The following is a 15,574-nucleotide window of genomic DNA, read 5'->3' on the forward strand; positions in this document are numbered from 1 at the left end:
GTGCCGACAGACCCGGACGTCCGAGGAGGAACCCGTGCCCCACATCACCGTCGACGACGGCGCGCAGATCTTCTACCGGGACTGGGGGTCGGGCGGCTCACCGGTCCTGCTCAGCCACGGCTGGCCCCTGAACTCCGACGCCTGGGAGGCCGCCGCCCGCTTCCTCGCCGAGAACGGCCACCGCGCCGTCGCCCACGACCGCCGCGGCCACGGCCGCTCCACCCAGACGTGGCACGGCAACGAGATGGACACCTACGCCGACGACCTGGCCCGCCTCGTCGAGGCCCTCGACCTGCGCGACCTGACGCTCGTGGGGCACTCCACCGGCGGCGGGGAGGTCGTGCGCTACCTCGCCCGGCACGGCAGTTCCCGCGTGGCCAAGCTGGTGCTGGTCTCCGCCGTGCCGCCCCTCATGGTCCGCACCGACGACAACCCCGAGGGCCTGCCCGCGCAGGTGTTCGACGACATGCGCGCCGCCGAGGCCGCGGACCGCTCCCAGCTGTACCGGGACCTGGCCGACGGGCCGTTCTTCGGGCACAACCGCAACGGCGACGTCAGCCGCGGGTTCCGCGACGCGTTCTGGTCGCAGGGCACCGCGTGCGGGCACCGCGCCGCGTACGAGTGCATCGCCGCGTTCTCGGCCACCGACTTCCGCGAGGACCTGCGCGGCATCGACGTCCCCACCCTGGTCGTGCACGGCGACGACGACCAGATCGTCCCCTTCGCCGTCGGCGGGCAGCGCTCCGCCGCGATGGTCCCCGGCGCGACGCTGACCGTCTACGAGGGTTCCGGGCACGCGCTGCCCGACACCGACCGCGAGCGCCTGCACGCCGACCTGCTCGCCTTCGTCGAGTCCTGACCCGCCCGCACCTCCCGCACCCCCGCCGCACCCCCGCCGCACCGCCACCGGAACCGCCCACCCGTGAGGAGCTGACCCCCGTGAGCGCCACCCCCGACGACTCCGCCCGACCCGCCCGCCGTCCCCTGCTGGCCGCGGCCCTGGCCGCCCCGCTGGCCGCCGCCGTCGGCACCGCCGCCCCCGCGGCGGCCCGCGACCGCACCCGTCCCACCGTCGTGCTCGTGCACGGCGCGTTCGCCGACGCCTCCGGCTGGAACGGGGTCGTCGAGCGCCTGCAGCGGCGCGGGTGCACGGTCATCGCCCCCGCGAACCCGCTGCGCGGCCTGGCCTCCGACGCCGAGTACCTGCGCACGTTCCTGTCCACCCTCACCGGCCCCCTCGTGCTCGTCGGGCACTCCTACGGCGGCGCGGTCATCACCAACGCCGCCACGGGGAACCCGCACGTCACCGCCCTCGTCTACGCGGCCGCGTACGCGCTGGACGAGGGGGAGTCCGTCGCGGCGGCCAACTCCCTCGGCGGCGGGCACAGCGACGTCGTCGACAACCTCGTCCTGCGCCCCTACCCCGGCGGCGGTGAGCAGGACGCCGACGCCTACGTCGACCCCGCGCAGTTCCGGCGCATCTTCGCCGGCGACCTGCCCGAGCGGCAGGTCGCCGTCATGGCCGCCACCCAGCGGCCCGGGGTGCTGTCCTCGCTGGTGGAACCGTCCGGCCCGCCCGCCTGGCGGTCGATCCCGTCCTGGTACGTCGTCGCCACCCGCGACGGCCTCATCCCCGTGCCGGCGCAGTTCGCGATGGCCGAGCGCGCGGGAGCCACCACGCGCAAGGTGCGCAGCTCGCACGTGGTGATGACGAGCCACCCCGACGAGGTCACCGACGTCGTCCTCGACGCGGCGGGCAGGTGAGCGCGGTGACCACCTCCTCCGCGCCGGGTGCCGGTGGCACCCGCACGATCGTGTTCGTCCACGGCCTGTGGCTCAGCTCCGCGTCCTGGCGAGCCTGGCGCGAGCGGTTCGAGGCCCGCGGCCACACCACCCTCGCCCCCGAGTGGCCGGGCATGGAGGAACCCCTGCCCGTGCTGCGCGAGCGCTACCGCGGCACCGGACGCCGCAGCGACGTGGGGCTGACCGAGGTCGTCGACGCCTGCGCGCGGGTCGTCGCGGGCCTGCCGGAGCAGCCGGTCCTCGTCGGGCACTCCTTCGGCGGCCTCGTCGTGCAGCTGCTGCTGGACCGCGGCCTGGGATCGGCCGGGGTGGCGATCTCCCCGGCGTCCGTCAAGGGCGTCAACCAGCTGCCGCTGAGCACCCTGCGCAGCGGCTGGGCGGTGCTGCGCACCCCGGCCAACCGCCACCGGACCGTGGCGCTGACGAAGGCGCAGTGGCACTACGCCTTCGCGAACACGCTGTCCCGCAGCGCCTCCGACGCGCTGTGGGAGGAGCACTGGGCACCCACGCCCGGCCGGCCGCTGTGGCAGGCCGCGACCGCCGCGCTCAGCTCCCGCCCCGCCAACGCCGTGGACCTGACCGCGCGGGACCGCCCGCCGCTGCTCGTGCACGCCAACGGCGCCGACCACACGGTGCCCGCGTCCCTGAGCCGCGCCGTGCACGCGGTCCAGAGCCGGACGGGCGCCGTCACCGAGATCCACGAGTTCCCCGGCCGCCCGCACCTGTCCGCCCTCGTCGACGGCTGGGAGGCGGTCGCCGACGACGCCCTGGAGTGGGCCCTGCGGTTCCCCGTCCGCCCGGGCGGCGCTGGCCGCGCGGGGCTGAGCGGCGCCCGGCGCGCGGGCGGGTAGGGCACCGTGCGCGCGCGCCGGGTGCGCGAGGGCGACGTGGTCCTGGCCCGCCTCGGCGGGCCGACCGTCCTCGTCGAGGTCCACGGCTGGCGGTTCCTCACCGACCCCACGTTCGACCCGCCCGGCCGCCGCTACGCCTTCGGCTGGGGGACCGGCTCGCGCAAGCGGTCCGGTCCCGCCCTGGACCCCGACGAGGTCGGCCCGGTGGACGCGGTGCTGCTCAGCCACGACCACCACGCCGACAACCTCGACGACCTCGGCCGCGCGTCCCTGGAGCGCGCGCAGCTGGTCGTCACCACCCGGCCCGGTGCCCGCCGCCTGCGCCGCGCGGGCACCGGGCCGGTCGTCGGCCTCGCGCCGGGGGAGCGCGTCCTGCTGCGGGCACCGGGCCGGCCGCCGGTGCGCGTGAGCGCCACGCCCTGCCGGCACGGTCCCCGGTTCAGCCGCCCGCTGGCCGGCGCCGTCGTGGGGTTCGCGCTCTCCTGGGACACCCAGCGGCACGGCGTCCTGTGGATCACCGGCGACACGGTGCTGCACCCGGCGCTGGAACGCGTCGCCCGGGACCTGGTGGTGGACACGCTCGTCCTGCACGCCGGCGCCGTCCGCTTCCCCGTCACCGGCCCGCTGCGCTGGACGATGGACGCCGCCGAGGCGGTCCGCCTGTGCGCGCTCGCGCGGCCGCGCGCGGTCGTGCCGGTGCACGTGGAGGGCTGGTCGCACTTCACCGAGGGCCGCGACGCCCTCGACCGGGCCTTCGCCGCGGCGCCCGGCGACCTGGCCGCCCGGCTGCGGTGACCGCTCCCGGCGTCCCTGACGCACGATGGCACGGTGACCGCACCCGACCCCGCCCCCGCCCGCCCCGCCGAGCGGGGGTTGCGGGCCGTCGTCTTCGACCTCGACGGGACCCTGTTCGACCACCCCTCCGCCGCCCTCGCCGGCCTGCGCGCGTGGGTGGCCTCGCTGGGGCGCACCAGCAGCGCGCAGCTGGAGGAGGCGTGGCTGCGCGCGGAGGAGCGCTGGTTCCGCGCCTGGCGCGAGGGCGAGGTGGACTTCGCCGGGCAGCGGCGCGGCCGCCTGCGCGACGTGCTGCCCCTGCTGGGGCTGCCGGTCGGCGACGACGACGCGCTGGACGCCCTGTTCACCGGCGGTTTCCTGCCCGCCTACGAGCGGGCGTGGGCCGGGTACGACGACGTGGCCGCCGCCCTGGACGTCCTGCGGCGCAGCGGGTTGCGCACCGCGGTGCTGACGAACGGCCCCGGCGACCAGCAGAACGCGAAGATCGCCGCGATCGGCCTGGCCGGCCGGCTCGGCCCGGTCCTGACCGCCGTGGAGCTGGGGTTCGCCAAACCCGACCCGCGCGCGTTCCACGCCGTCTGCGAGCGCCTCGGCCTGGCGCCGGCGGAGGTCCTGTACGTCGGCGACGACCACGAGGTCGACGTCCTGGGCGCCCGCGCGGCGGGGCTGCGCGCCGCGCACCTGGACCGCACCGGCGCCGGGCCGCTGGACGAGCCGGACCGCCTGGAGAGCCTGCACGACCTGGCCGCGCACCTGGGGGAGGGCGTCCGGCCCGCCGGTCCGTAGCCGCTGCCGGGTGCCCGCCGCCCGATCCCGCGGAACCGTCGCGGGCCGGCGGGCGCCGACCTATGCTCCCCGGGTGCGGCTCGACGACGAGGCCACGCGCGCGGAGGGTCCACCAGCGGGCACCGGTGCGGCGCTGGAGCGCGCCGTCGGCCGCGTCTACGGCGAGCACGACCTGGCCCCCGTGCTGCGGGCCCTGCTGAGCACCAGCCGCGAGGTCGCGCGCAACGTGGCGGGCAGCATCTCCGTGGTCGACCCGGCCACCCACACCTACCGCAAGGTCGCCGAGCACGGCGTGCTGTGCCAGCTGGGTCGGACGTTCTCCCTGGACGAGGGCGTCACCGGCCGCGCCGTCGCCAGCCGGCGGCCCGTGGTCGTCGACGACTACAGCGCCCTGCGCGGCGGTCACCTGCCCGCCCGGCACCCCGCCAGCCGCGGGGCGGCGGCGGCCGTGCCGATCTGGTGGCGCGGGGAGGTCATCGCCGTCAACGTCGCCTTCGCCGGGGCGGGCGGCCGCTGGAGCGGCGAGGAGGTCGACGCCCTGGAGGCGCTGAGCCAGGCGGGGGCGGGGGCCATCGTGCGGGCCGGCGCCTCGGACCCGTCGCTGGCGGCGCTGATCCGCGCCCGCTTCGACGCGCACGAGGGGCTGGGCCGGGTCGCGGCCACGGTCACGGAGGCCGGTGCCGCGGGACCGCTGGACCCCGCGGTGGCGCGGGCGGCGGCCGACGTGGCCGGGGTGGCCGCGCAGGTGGCGCTGGCGGCCTCCGGCGGCTCGTCCCGGCTGCACGTGGCGGTGGTGCACCGCCCGCAGGGGGTGCGGCTGCTCGTGCAGGACGAGCCCGCGGGCGCGGGGACGGCCGCGGACGGCGGCCCGGACCCGCTGGGCCTGGGCGCGCGCACGTGGGAGGAGCTGCTGCGGGCGGCCCCGGGTGCCGTCGCGGTCGAGCGGGTCGCCGGGTGGGGCACCCTCGTGCGCGCCGACGTCCCCGCCCCGGCGGCCGGCCGGGACCGCGCCGCCGCCCCCGCCGAGCGGCCGCCGTCCCCGCTGACACCCCGGGAGCACGACGTCCTGGACCTGCTGGCGCGGGGGCTGACCGACCGGGAGATCGCCGCGCGGTTGGTGCTCTCGCCCAAGACCGTGGAGAAGCACGTGGGCGCGGTGCTGCGCAAGACGCGCACCGCCGGGCGCACCGCCGCGGTCGTGCGCGCGCTGGACCTCGGCTGGGTCACCGGCCCGCGCTGAACCCCCGGTCGCGACCGCCGGGTTTGGGGGATGTCCCCCATCCCGGCGGCCGCGGCCGTCACCTTCACTGGCAGGGCGCGCCGGACGGTGCGCGAGGCGCGTCTCGAGGAGGAACCGCGTGCCCGTCGTCCCGCTCAAGGAGGTCCTGGACCGGGCGTTCGCCGAGCGCTACGGCGTCGCGGCCATCAACGTCGTCAACGACCTCACGATCGAGGCGGTCCTGGCCGCCGCGGTCGAGGAGGACTCCCCGGTCATCCTGCAGACGTCGGTGAAGACGGTCCGCTCCTACGGCCGCGACCAGCTGCACGGGGTGTTCCGCTCCCTCGTGCGCGACGTGCCCGTGCCGGTGGTCCTGCACCTGGACCACTGCCCGGAGCGCTCGGTCATCACCGACTGCCTGGAGGGCGGCTGGAACTCCGTCCTGTTCGACGCCCACGAGCTGGACGTCGCGGAGAACCTGCGCCAGACCACCGAGGTGGTCGCCGAGGCCCGCCGCCACGGCGCCCACGTGGAGGGGGAGATCGAGGGGATCCAGGGCGTGGAGGACGGCGTCGGCTCCGACGACGCGCCGGAGGTGCAGAGCCTGGAGGTCGCCGTCGACTTCATCCGGCGCACCGGCGTCGACTGCTTCGCCCCCGCCATCGGCAACGCCCACGGGCAGTACACGGCCGCGCCCCGGCTGGACCACCAGCGCGTCAGCGACCTCGTGGAGGCCACCGGGATCCCGATGGCCCTGCACGGCGGGACCGGCCTGTCCGCCGAGCAGTTCCGCGACCTCGTGGCCCGCGGCTGCGCGAAGGTCAACATCTCCACCGCGCTCAAGGAGAGCTTCATGAGGTCCGGCCTGGAGTTCCTGCGGCAGGCCGAGGAGAAGGGCAAGTGGGACCCGCCGTCGCTGTTCCGCCACCAGCGCGCCGCGGTCGTCGAGATGGCCCGCGAGCACATCCGGATCTTCGGCAGCGCGGGGCGTGCCTGGTGACGGCGCTCGTCCTGGACTGCGACGGCGTCCTCGCCGACACCGAGCGGTACGGGCACCTGCCGGCGTTCAACACCACGTTCGAGCGGTACGGGCTGCCGGTGCGCTGGAGCGAGGACGACTACGCGGTCAAGCTGCGCATCGGCGGCGGCAAGGAGCGCATGGCCAGCCTGTTCGACGACCCGGGTTTCGCGGCCGCGGCCGGCGTCCCCGACGACGAGGAGGGCCGGCGCGAGCTGCTGGCCCGCTGGCACCGCACCAAGACGGAGGAGTTCACGCGGCTGGTCGCGCAGGGCCGCGTCCCGCCCCGGCCGGGGATCGCGCGCCTGGTGTCGGCGGCCGTCACCGGGGGGTGGACGGTCGCGGTGGCCTCCACGTCGGCGGAGCCCTCGGTGCGCGCGGTGCTGACCACCGCGGTCGGCGCCGAGCTGGCGGGGCGGATCCCCGTGTTCGCCGGGGACGTCGTGCCGGCGAAGAAACCCGATCCGGCGGTCTACGAGCTGACCGTGGCGGAGCTGGGGCTGGACCGCGACGACACCCTCGTCGTGGAGGACTCCCGCAACGGGCTGCTCGCCGCGACGGGCGCGGGCCTGCCGTGCCTGGTGACCGTCAACGGGTACACGCGCTCGGAGTCCTTCGACGAGGCCGTGCTCGTCGTCTCGGAGCTGGGCGACCCGGGCCGCCCGCCGGTGGAGGTCCTCGCCGACCGCGCCGGCGTCGCCCCGGGCGAGCAGGTGGAGCTGGAGGACCTGCGCAGGTGCCTGCGCGGTCGCGGAACGGGGGGTGGGCGGTGAGCGCGGACGCGCAGCAGCAGGACGCGGTGGCGGCCGTCGAGCGGGTGGTGCGCGTCGTCGCCGAGACCGCCGTCGCCAACGAGCGGTACTTCGGCGACCTGGACGCCGTCGTCGGCGACGGGGACTTCGGGTACTCCCTCGCGCGGGGTTTCGAGAAGCTCCTGGAGGGCTGGGACGGCCTGGACCGCAGCGACCCCGGCACGTTCCTCAAGAAGGCCGGTGTCGTCATCACCTCCCGCATCGGCGGCACGTCCGGGCCGATCTGGGGCACCGCGTTCCTGCGCGCCGGCGCGACCGCCGGCGCCGGGCCCCTGGACGGCGAGCGGGTCGTGGCGGTGCTGCGCGCGGCCGCGGAGGGCATCGGGGCGCGCGGGGGCGCCGGCCTGGGCGACAAGACCCTGCTGGACGCGCTCGTGCCGATGACCGACCGGCTGGAGGTCGAACTGGCCGCCGGCGCCGGTCTGGCCGATGCCGCGCGAGCCGCCGCCGCGACCGCGCGCGAGGCCGCCGAGGCCACCCGGGAGCTCGTCGCCCTGCGCGGGCGCGCCTCCTACACCGGCGAGCGCAGCAGGGGGTCGGTGGACGCGGGCGCGATGGCGGTCGCGGTCATCGCCGAAGCCGTCACCGGGACCGGCGGCTCGCCCCCCGGGGACTCGACCACCACCACGGCCACCACGGAGGAGACGTCGTGAAGAAGTTCGTCAACGACCCCAAGCGGTTCGTCCCGGAGATGCTGGAGGGCCTGGCCCTGGCGAACCCGGACACGCTCACGTACGTGCCGGAGTTCAACCTCGTGATGCGCGCCGACGCCCCGCGCGAGGACAAGGTGTCGATCGTGCAGGGGTCCGGTTCCGGGCACGAACCCGCGCACGTGATGGTCGTCGGCAAGGGGATGCTCGACGCCGCCTGCCCGGGCGACGTGTTCGCCGCCCCGCCGATGGACTACGTGTACGAGACCGCGAAGCGGGTCGCCTCGCCCAAGGGCGTGCTGCTGCTGGTGAACAACTACACCGGCGACCGGATGGCGTTCGACATGGGCCGCGAGATGGCCGAGGCGGACGGCATCAGGGTCGGGGTGCTGACCATCGACGACGACGTCTCCGTCAAGGACTCCACCTACACGGTGGGCCGGCGCGGGGTGGCGGGGAACTTCTTCGTCATCAAGGCCGTGGGCGCGGCCGCCGAGCAGGGCGCCGACCTCGACGAGCTGCTGCGCATCGGCGAGAAGGTCAACTCCGTCACCCGCACGATGGGCGTCGCCCTCACCGCCTGCACCCCGCCGGCCAAGGGGTCGCCGCTGTTCGAGCTGGGCGAGGGCGAGATGGAGGTCGGCGTCGGCATCCACGGCGAACCCGGCCGCGAGCGCCGGGAGCTGCAGGCGGCCGACGCGATCGTCGACGACCTGCTGGAGGCGATCGTCCCCGACCTGCCGTACCGCTCCGGCGACCGCGTCGCCCTCATGGTGAACGGGCTGGGCGGCACGCCGATCAGCGAGCTGTACCTGCTGTACCGGCGCGCGCACCAGCAGCTCGCCGGGCGCGGCATCACGGTGGGCCGCAGCTACGTCAACGAGTACTGCACGTCCCTGGACATGGCCGGCGCGTCCCTGACGCTGGTGCGGCTCGACGACGAGGTCGAGGCGCTGCTGGCGGCACCGGCCGAGGCGGCCGTGCGGGTGTTCTGACCCGGGCCGGCCGCCCGCAGGCCTCAGGTGAGGCTGCGGACGAGCTCGGCGATCCACGGCAGGGCGTCGCGGGTGCGGTCCACCGCGGCGTCGGCCGTGGCCACCAGCGGCCACAGCGACGCGGCCAGCGAGGTCAGCCACGCGAGGACGACGAACGTCCACGCCGGCGCGGCCCGCCGGACGGCGTACGCGCCGGCCGTGCAGGCGACGGCCACGAGGAGGCCCGCGGCCACCGCCAGCGCCGAGGCGAGGTACGGCACGTCCAGGAGGGGGCCGGCGCCGGCCGCGGCGCCCACGAGCCCGAGGACGGGCAGCAGGACGGCCACGACGTTCAGCAGCACCAGGGCCGCCGCCGTCCCGGCGCGCACGAGGCGCGCCCGCCGGACGCGCGCCGGGGCGGCGGAGCGGTACGTCGCGCGGGCCACCGCGCTCACCCCCCGTCCCCGGTCGGCACGTGCACGTCGACGACGCGCAGGTCGACGCGGGTGACGCGCAGGTCGGTCATCCGCTCCAGGGCGCCGCTCACGCCGCGGCGCACCGCAGCGGCGACCTCGTCGACGGGGGTTCCGTGCTCGACGCTCAGCTGGAGCTCGACGGCGGCCTCGCGCTCGCCGACGTCGACCCGCACGCCCGGCACGTGGTCCGGCAGCGCGCTGAGCGCGCGGTCCGCGCTCGTGCCCAGCGCGTGCACGCCGGGGACCTCGGCGGCGGCCAGGGCGACGATCTTCGCGATGACCGCGCCGGTCGTGCTCGTGGCGCCGTGGTCGGTGGTCAGGTCGGTGGTCAGGTCGGTGGTCAGGTCGGTGGTCAGGTCGGTGGTCAGGTCGGGGGTCGCCCCGGTGGTGGGGCGGTCGCCGGTGTCGCTCACGGGTCTCCCTCCGCGTGGTGGGCGGCTCGCCGCCGCCGCGTCGGCCGGTTCACAGGAGTGGTGGAGGTCCGGCGCGGGCGATCGTCACGCTCGACGGGCGTGGTTCTCGTCACCCGCCACAGGTGTGACACAGGTCACGCTTGTGGCGGCGTGAGGTTCCGCGGGTACCCCTCTCCACCACGACGTGAACGGAATGACCCGGCCGCACGGTGCGGCCGGGCGGTCGTCCGAGGAGGAGGAGCCGTGGGCATCGCCGACAAGGCCAGGAACACCGCCGAGAAGCTGACCGGGCAGGTTGAGGAGGCCCTCGGGAACGCCACCAAGAACGAGGAGCTGGCCGCGGAGGGCCGCAAGGACCAGGGCGCCGCGTCCGCCAAGCAGGCCGGGGAGAACGTCAAGGACGTCTTCCGGGGCTGAGGCCCGCCCGGGTCCCCCGAGGGCCCGGTCCGGCCCGCCGCGCACCGGCGGGCCGGTGCACGTCGGGGGCGCGACGCCACGACCGCTGCGGCCGTGGCGTCGCGGCACGTCCGGGCCCGGTCGCTCCGGCCGGGCAGTTCCCCCGCGTCGACGGCGACGCGTGCCCACCTGCTCCGGGTCGAGGAGCGGCAGCCCTCGGCCCTCCCTGCCGCAGCTGCCGCGGGTCTAGGCTCCCCGGTCGTGGAGGAACGCCTGCCGGGCGGCCGCAACGACGGCGCCGTCCGGGTCGGGGACACCGTGCGCCGCCGCGCCGGCGACCACTCGCCCGCGGTCCACGCCCTGCTGGACCACCTGCACCGCAGCGGGTTCCACCGCGTCCCGCGGGCGCTGGGGTTCGACGAGCAGGGCAGGGAGGTGCTGAGCTTCCTGCCCGGCCTGACGGTGGGGGAGCAGCGGCCGTGGCCGGCGTGGGCCCGCGGGGACGCCGCCCTCGTCGCCGCGGGGGCCTGGCTGCGGGAGTTCCACGACGCCGTCCGCTCGTTCGTCCCGCCGGCGGGCGCGCGCTGGGGCGGCGACCACGACGAGGTGCGCCTCGGCGAGGTGGTGGGCCACCACGACGCCGCCCCGTACAACGCGGTGTGGCGCCCGCTGCCCGCGGCCGCGGACCCGGACGCGGGGGAGCTGGTGGGGTTCGTCGACTGGGACCTCGCCGCCCCCGCACCGCCGCTGCGCGACCTGGCGTTCACCGCCCTGGCGTGGGTGCCGCTGAGCGCCTGCGACGTCGCCGCGGCCGACGGCTTCCCGGGCGGCCCGCAGGTCGTGGCCGAGCGGGCGCGGCGGCTGCGCCTGCTGCTGGACGCCTACCGCTGGGAGGGGGACGTCGCGACCGTGCTGGCGGCGGTGGAGCGCCGCGCGCGCGAGCACGCCGACGGGCTGCGCGCCGCGGCGGCGGACGGGTACGGACCGGCGGTCCGGCTCGTGGCCGAGGGGGTCGCCGACGACTTCGACCGCGCCGCCGCCGAGGTCGCGGCCGACGCCCCGCTGCTGGCGGCCCGCTGAGCACGGCCGCGCGACCGTCGGTCGTCGACCGCCTGAGCCGCGCCTCACCCGGGAGCGCGCGGGTGTCCGCGAGCCACCGCCGCACGCAGGTCGTCGAGCCACTGCCCGCCCAGCCGCCGCCCGTCCGGGAACCGGTCGTCGCGGTCCCAGCGCCACGTGGTGACGAGAGCCGTCACCAGCAGCCGGCACCGGTCCAGCAGCACCGGGTCGAGCCCCGGGTACCGGTCGGCCACCTCCTCGGGGGCGTGGGCGACGTCGAACTCCACCGGCCCGCGGCAGCACGTCTCGAGGTCCACGAGCACGGGGCCGCCCGCCGCGGCCAGCAGGTTGCCCGGGTGCGGTTCGCCGTGCAGGACCTGCTCGGGGGTGCCGCTCGCGGTGACCTCGCGGCCCAGCAGCCGCACCGTCCCGGCGAGGAACTCGCGGTCCGCCTCGGCCAGGTCGGGGGTGCGTCCGCGGTCGGCCAGCAGCCGCTGCGCCTGCTCGACCCGCTCCGTGAACCGGGGGACGGCGACGTCGAGCCCGCGCGCCGCGGCGTGGAAGCGGGTCAGCGCCGCGGCGTACCGGCCGGGTGCCACGTCCTCCGCCGCGGCCGGGTGGTGGGTCCACAGCGTGACGGTGAACCCGTCCACCTCGTGCACGTGCGTGCCGGCGCGCGGGTCGGGGACGGCGACGGGGGCGCCGCGCTCCGCCAGCCGCACCGCGAGGTCCACCTGCAGCTGCGCCGACCGCCGCCCCCCGCGCGCGACGCGGGCCACGACGTCGCACGGCAGGAGGCGGACGGTCAGCGCGTTCGAGGCGTGCAGGACGACCGCGTCGTCCACCCGCAGACCGCACGAGGCGGCCGCCGCGCGCGCCGCCCGCAGCGCCCCGGGTCCCTCCGCCGCCGTCACACCCGCGTCCCGGGACCGTCGGCGGTGCGGACGGTGACGAGGAACTCCCCGGCCCGCGCGGTCAGCACCTCACCGGTCCACGGCGCCTCCAGGTGGCCGTCGTCGTGCGGGTCCCAGCCCGTCAGCGCCTGACCGCTGGGCACGCGCAGCACCTCGCGCGCGACGCCGTCCTCGACGACGTGGAGGTCGACGACCCGCCCGCGCACCCGCTCGCCCGCGTGGACGCCGGTGTCGTGGTGCGACTCGACCAGGTGCACCCGACCCGCCGGGTCGGTCCACCGGATGCAGCGCAGGTCGACCACCTGGTCCCGCTCGACGGCCCCGCCGCAGCAGTCGTGCTCCCAGCCACCCACCTCGACGACGACGTCCACGGGGCGACGCTGACCGGTCGCGGGGTCGCGGGTCAACGGGTTTCGTCCGCCGTCGCGGCGGGCGGTGATAGTGCGGCACGCTGGGACCCGTGAACGGCCTCGTCCTCGTCCGGCGCGCCGGAGCTGCCGACCTGCCGCTGCTGCCGGCGGTGGAACTGGCCGCCGACCGCCTGTTCGCGGCGGCCGGGATCGACCTGCCCGCCGGTGCCGCGGACGTCGCCGAGCTCGCGGCGGCCGCCTGCGTGCTCGTCGCGGGCCGCCCGCCGGTGGGTTTCGCCCGCCTGGAGGTCCTCGACGGGAACGCCCACCTGGAGCAGCTGTCCGTGCACCCGGACCACGCCCGCCGCGGCCTGGGGACGGCGCTGCTGGGCGCCGCGGTCGCCCGGGCGCGGGCGGAGGGGTTCGGGCGCCTGACCCTGACGACGTTCGACGACGTGCCCTGGAACGGGCCGTGGTACCGCCGCCGCGGGTTCACCGACGCGCGGCCCGGTCCGGAACTGCTGCGGCACCGGCGGGCCGAGCAGGAGTCGGGGCTCGACGACCTCGGGCGGCGGGTGTGCCTGGAACTCCTCCTCGACCCGCCGCCCTGACCCCTCAGCGCACGAGGTCCAAGTCCTCGCAGGCGCCGTCCAGGACGCTCGTCGCGTCCGCCTCGACGACCACGCACGCCGACTCCGCGCCGCGCACCCGGACCGTGATGAGCCGCACCGGCTGCCCGGTCTCCCGGGAGAGGGGCAGGTCCTCGACGGGAGTGGCCCTCCCGTGCGGTCGCGAACCGCCCATCCCCGAGGTGACGTCGTCGGAGAGCACCAGCGCCCACTCCCCGGTCCGGAGGTCGCCGTCGGCCCCGGCCCGTTCGACGGCCTCCCGGGTCGCCTCAGCCAGTCCGGTCGCCCCACCAGCGGTGGCCACCTCCGGCGTGTCGTCCAGCGCGACGAGGTCGAACGGCGCGGCGGGGCGGAACGTCAGCCACACCAGCGCGGCCACGGCCGCCACGCCCAGCAGCGCTACCGCCGGAGCCGCCCGGTGCGGAACGACCAGCGCCAGCACCGCCGTCCCGGTGCCGACCAACGTTCCCGCCGCCAGACCGACCGGCACCAGGAGCGGCCAGAGCCAGCCGACGTCCTCGGAGTAGAAGGCGACGTCGAGCAGCACCGCCGCCACCAGACCCAGCCCGGCGCCCGCGGCGGCGTGCCGGCCCACCAGCCCAGCGTCGTGCGCGGACCCGCTGACCAGCCGCGAGAGCAGCACCCCGGCGTACGTGCACGCCACGACGAGCAGGGCCCAGAACCCGGCGTCGCGGTCGGTGCCGTCCAGACTGGTCGCCTGGCCCAGCGCCGCGAACGCCAGCGCCAGCACGGCCACCACCCCCGCCCCGGCCAGCCGCCGCCACCAGCGGGCCGCACCCGTCCCGAACCCGTCGGTGCGCGCGCGGGAGGAGGTGGTCGTGCCAGCGCCGGTCGTGCTCACCCCACCAGCGTCCTCCCGCGACGGCGCTGCTGCCACGGCCGGACGGGTCTCAGCGGTGTTCCGTGCGCCACAGCGGCGGGACGGCTGCTCACCGCGGTTCCCAGACCGGCCGTGCGCGCGCAGCGGCGTCCAGGAACGGCTGCGCGTCCAGGTCGTGCGTCGTCGTGGCGATGCCCTGCTGCGGCCACTGCAGGACGACCCGCAGGCGCCCGGGCGGCGGCAGGGGCCACAACCAGTGGTCGCGGTCGACCGACCGCGGGCCGCCGCCACCGCCCTGGCCGCTGAGGACAGGACGGTCGGGACGCCACGTCTCGTCGTTCCAGGCGCGGTCGTCGTCGCCCCAGACCGGCGGGTCGACGTTGGTGGCGCGCCGGCCGTCGGCGAACTCGAAACCCCACTTCAGGCGTTCCGCCTGCCACTGCTCGCCCGTGTCGTGGTGGTAGGGGCCGTCGAAGACCTCGGCGTGCAGGTCCCGGAACCCGAGGGGTCCGCGCACCCGGACGCCCAGGTTCATCGCCAGCCCCTCGGGGAAGGCGCGGAACCCCGTGAGCAGGACCGCGGTGCTCGACGAGCGGGCGAGGAGCATTTCCACCGGCACCACGCCGGGCAGCACGTCGTCGGGGGCACCGGACCAGACGGGTGCGCGGTGCTCCTCGGGGCCCTCCTCGTGCGGCGGCGGGGGGTCGGGGAAGAAGTCCACGGTCTCGTGCCTCCTGTCTCGTTCCGGCGCGGCCCCGCCGTGGGCACGGGGTGCCGGTGCGGGGCGTCCCCAGCGTGCCGCACCCCGGCCCCCTGCCGCGAGCGTCTTTCGGCACGCCGCCGGGTGCCGCCGGGGGTCGTGCGTCAGGCGGGCAGGTACGCGGCGTAGAACTCCCGCGGGTCCCGGGCCAGGGACGCCTTGACCACGGCGCTCCAGTCGTCGACGACGACCTCGAACTCGCCTGCGTCGACGGCGTCCAGCGTGCGCCGGGCGACGAGCGCCGGGTCGGTCTTCGGGCCGTCGATCCCCGCGGCCATGTCGGTGTCGGCCAGGCCGAGGTGGACGGAGACGACGTGCGTGCCCTGCCCGGCCAGTTCCAGGCGCAGCGCGTTGCTCATGGCCCAGTTCGCCGCCTTGGACACGGCGTAGGCGCCGGCGCCGGGGGCGGCGAACCAGGACAGCGCGGAGGCGATGTTCACGACCGTCCCGCCGCCGTTCGCGGCGAGGACGGGCGCGAACGCCCGCACCACGGACAGGGTCCCCCAGAAGTTGACGTCCAGTTCCGCTCGCACGCCGTCCAGGTCGCCGAGCAGCGGAGAACCGGTGGAGACGCCGGCGTTGTTGACGAGCAGGTCCACGTCACCGGCCAGTTCGGCGGCTGCGGCGACCGCGTCGGGATCGGTGATGTCGAGGGCGAGCGGCCTGGCGCCGGGCAGGTCGACGGTCTCGGGGCGGCGGGCGGCCGCGTGGACGGTCGCGCCGCGCGCCAGCAGTTCGAGGGCGAGGTGGCGGCCCAGGCCGCGGTTGGCTCCGGTGACGAGTGCGGTGGTCATGCGGCGTACGCTAGGACCTGACGCTGACGTGAGG

The 15,574-nt window shown here is 76.9% G+C and carries 20 protein-coding genes; 13 read left to right on the forward strand and 7 right to left on the reverse strand.

The annotated features are described in order from the left end of the window. Positions 1 to 34 precede the first annotated feature (34 nt). The 10 genes from AB8M62_RS09840 (at position 35) to dhaK (ending at position 8,929) form a co-directional block, all read left to right on the forward strand. Complete coding sequence (locus AB8M62_RS09840) at positions 35 to 859, forward strand: alpha/beta fold hydrolase (RefSeq protein WP_369051809.1); 825 nt, start codon at positions 35 to 37, stop codon at positions 857 to 859. An 80-nt stretch (positions 860 to 939) separates the two neighbouring features. Further along, entirely contained in the window at positions 940 to 1,764 is an 825-nt protein-coding gene (locus AB8M62_RS09845) for an alpha/beta fold hydrolase (RefSeq protein ID WP_369069407.1), read from the forward strand. A 5-nt stretch (positions 1,765 to 1,769) separates the two neighbouring features. Then, positions 1,770 to 2,654, forward strand: coding sequence for an alpha/beta hydrolase (locus tag AB8M62_RS09850; RefSeq protein WP_369069408.1), 885 nt, complete (start codon positions 1,770 to 1,772; stop codon positions 2,652 to 2,654). Between the two features lie 6 nt (positions 2,655 to 2,660). Then, the gene (locus tag AB8M62_RS09855) at positions 2,661 to 3,449 is read left to right on the forward strand and encodes an MBL fold metallo-hydrolase (protein ID WP_369069410.1); all 789 of its coding nucleotides are present in this window, start codon (positions 2,661 to 2,663) and stop codon (positions 3,447 to 3,449) included. Between the two features lie 33 nt (positions 3,450 to 3,482). Next, complete coding sequence (locus tag AB8M62_RS09860) at positions 3,483 to 4,235, forward strand: HAD family hydrolase (RefSeq protein ID WP_369069411.1); 753 nt, start codon at positions 3,483 to 3,485, stop codon at positions 4,233 to 4,235. 73 nt (positions 4,236 to 4,308) lie between these two features. Continuing rightward, on the forward strand, positions 4,309 to 5,475 hold the full coding sequence (locus AB8M62_RS09865) for a LuxR C-terminal-related transcriptional regulator (RefSeq protein ID WP_369069412.1): 1,167 nt from the start codon (positions 4,309 to 4,311) through the stop codon (positions 5,473 to 5,475). A gap of 118 nt (positions 5,476 to 5,593) precedes the next feature. Next, positions 5,594 to 6,454 (forward strand): class II fructose-bisphosphate aldolase, encoded by an 861-nt coding sequence (locus AB8M62_RS09870; RefSeq protein WP_369069414.1) that lies wholly within the window; start codon positions 5,594 to 5,596, stop codon positions 6,452 to 6,454. Next, entirely contained in the window at positions 6,451 to 7,245 is a 795-nt protein-coding gene (locus AB8M62_RS09875; RefSeq protein WP_369069415.1) for an HAD-IA family hydrolase, read from the forward strand. The genes AB8M62_RS09870 and AB8M62_RS09875 overlap by 4 nt, the downstream gene beginning before the upstream one ends. After that, positions 7,242 to 7,937, forward strand: coding sequence for a dihydroxyacetone kinase subunit DhaL (gene dhaL / locus AB8M62_RS09880; RefSeq protein ID WP_369069416.1), 696 nt, complete (start codon positions 7,242 to 7,244; stop codon positions 7,935 to 7,937). Before AB8M62_RS09875 ends, dhaL begins: the two co-directional genes overlap by 4 nt. After that, the gene (dhaK, locus tag AB8M62_RS09885) at positions 7,934 to 8,929 is read left to right on the forward strand and encodes a dihydroxyacetone kinase subunit DhaK (RefSeq protein ID WP_369051818.1); all 996 of its coding nucleotides are present in this window, start codon (positions 7,934 to 7,936) and stop codon (positions 8,927 to 8,929) included. The genes dhaL and dhaK overlap by 4 nt, the downstream gene beginning before the upstream one ends. A gap of 23 nt (positions 8,930 to 8,952) precedes the next feature. Here dhaK and AB8M62_RS09890 read toward each other — a convergent pair whose 3' ends face one another. Together AB8M62_RS09890 and AB8M62_RS09895 are read right to left on the reverse strand one after the other, a co-directional pair. Further along, a complete protein-coding gene (locus AB8M62_RS09890; RefSeq protein ID WP_369069417.1) occupies positions 8,953 to 9,363 on the reverse strand; it encodes a hypothetical protein in 411 nt (136 codons plus the stop codon). Then, a complete protein-coding gene (locus AB8M62_RS09895) occupies positions 9,360 to 9,797 on the reverse strand; it encodes an Asp23/Gls24 family envelope stress response protein (RefSeq protein ID WP_369069418.1) in 438 nt (145 codons plus the stop codon). The genes AB8M62_RS09890 and AB8M62_RS09895 overlap by 4 nt, the downstream gene beginning before the upstream one ends. A gap of 243 nt (positions 9,798 to 10,040) precedes the next feature. Between AB8M62_RS09895 and AB8M62_RS09900 the strand changes: the two genes are divergently transcribed. Further along, positions 10,041 to 10,214: a CsbD family protein gene (locus tag AB8M62_RS09900; protein WP_369051821.1), complete on the forward strand. Its 174-nt coding sequence runs from the start codon at positions 10,041 to 10,043 to the stop codon at positions 10,212 to 10,214. A 240-nt stretch (positions 10,215 to 10,454) separates the two neighbouring features. Continuing rightward, positions 10,455 to 11,273 (forward strand): phosphotransferase, encoded by an 819-nt coding sequence (locus AB8M62_RS09905; RefSeq protein ID WP_369051822.1) that lies wholly within the window; start codon positions 10,455 to 10,457, stop codon positions 11,271 to 11,273. A gap of 44 nt (positions 11,274 to 11,317) precedes the next feature. Here the strand turns inward: AB8M62_RS09905 and AB8M62_RS09910 are convergent, their stop codons facing one another. Next, complete coding sequence (locus AB8M62_RS09910) at positions 11,318 to 12,097, reverse strand: phosphotransferase enzyme family protein (RefSeq protein ID WP_369051823.1); 780 nt, start codon at positions 12,095 to 12,097, stop codon at positions 11,318 to 11,320. Between the two features lie 65 nt (positions 12,098 to 12,162). Beyond that, a complete protein-coding gene (locus tag AB8M62_RS09915) occupies positions 12,163 to 12,537 on the reverse strand; it encodes a hypothetical protein (RefSeq protein ID WP_369069419.1) in 375 nt (124 codons plus the stop codon). Between the two features lie 89 nt (positions 12,538 to 12,626). On the opposite strand from AB8M62_RS09915, the gene AB8M62_RS09920 reads away from it, so the two are divergent. Next, positions 12,627 to 13,127, forward strand: a complete 501-nt coding sequence (locus tag AB8M62_RS09920) for a GNAT family N-acetyltransferase (RefSeq protein ID WP_369069420.1) — start codon at positions 12,627 to 12,629, stop codon at positions 13,125 to 13,127. A gap of 4 nt (positions 13,128 to 13,131) precedes the next feature. Here the strand turns inward: AB8M62_RS09920 and AB8M62_RS09925 are convergent, their stop codons facing one another. The 3 genes from AB8M62_RS09925 to AB8M62_RS09935 all read right to left on the reverse strand — a co-directional run bounded on the left by AB8M62_RS09925 (position 13,132) and on the right by AB8M62_RS09935 (position 15,540). Next, on the reverse strand, positions 13,132 to 14,007 hold the full coding sequence (locus AB8M62_RS09925; RefSeq protein WP_369069421.1) for a hypothetical protein: 876 nt from the start codon (positions 14,005 to 14,007) through the stop codon (positions 13,132 to 13,134). A gap of 88 nt (positions 14,008 to 14,095) precedes the next feature. Continuing rightward, complete coding sequence (locus AB8M62_RS09930) at positions 14,096 to 14,707, reverse strand: hypothetical protein (protein ID WP_369069423.1); 612 nt, start codon at positions 14,705 to 14,707, stop codon at positions 14,096 to 14,098. 143 nt (positions 14,708 to 14,850) lie between these two features. Beyond that, a complete protein-coding gene (locus tag AB8M62_RS09935; protein WP_369069424.1) occupies positions 14,851 to 15,540 on the reverse strand; it encodes an SDR family oxidoreductase in 690 nt (229 codons plus the stop codon). Positions 15,541 to 15,574 lie beyond the last annotated feature (34 nt).

The organism is Kineococcus terrestris, assembly GCF_041020755.1.
GTDB classification, from domain to species: domain Bacteria; phylum Actinomycetota; class Actinomycetes; order Actinomycetales; family Kineococcaceae; genus Kineococcus; species Kineococcus terrestris.

Excerpts from the sequence above, each read along its gene's own strand:
- AB8M62_RS09935 (WP_369069424.1), bottom strand. The coding sequence starts at position 15,540 with ATGACCACCGCACTCGTCACCGGAGCCAACCGCGGCCTGGGCCGCCAC.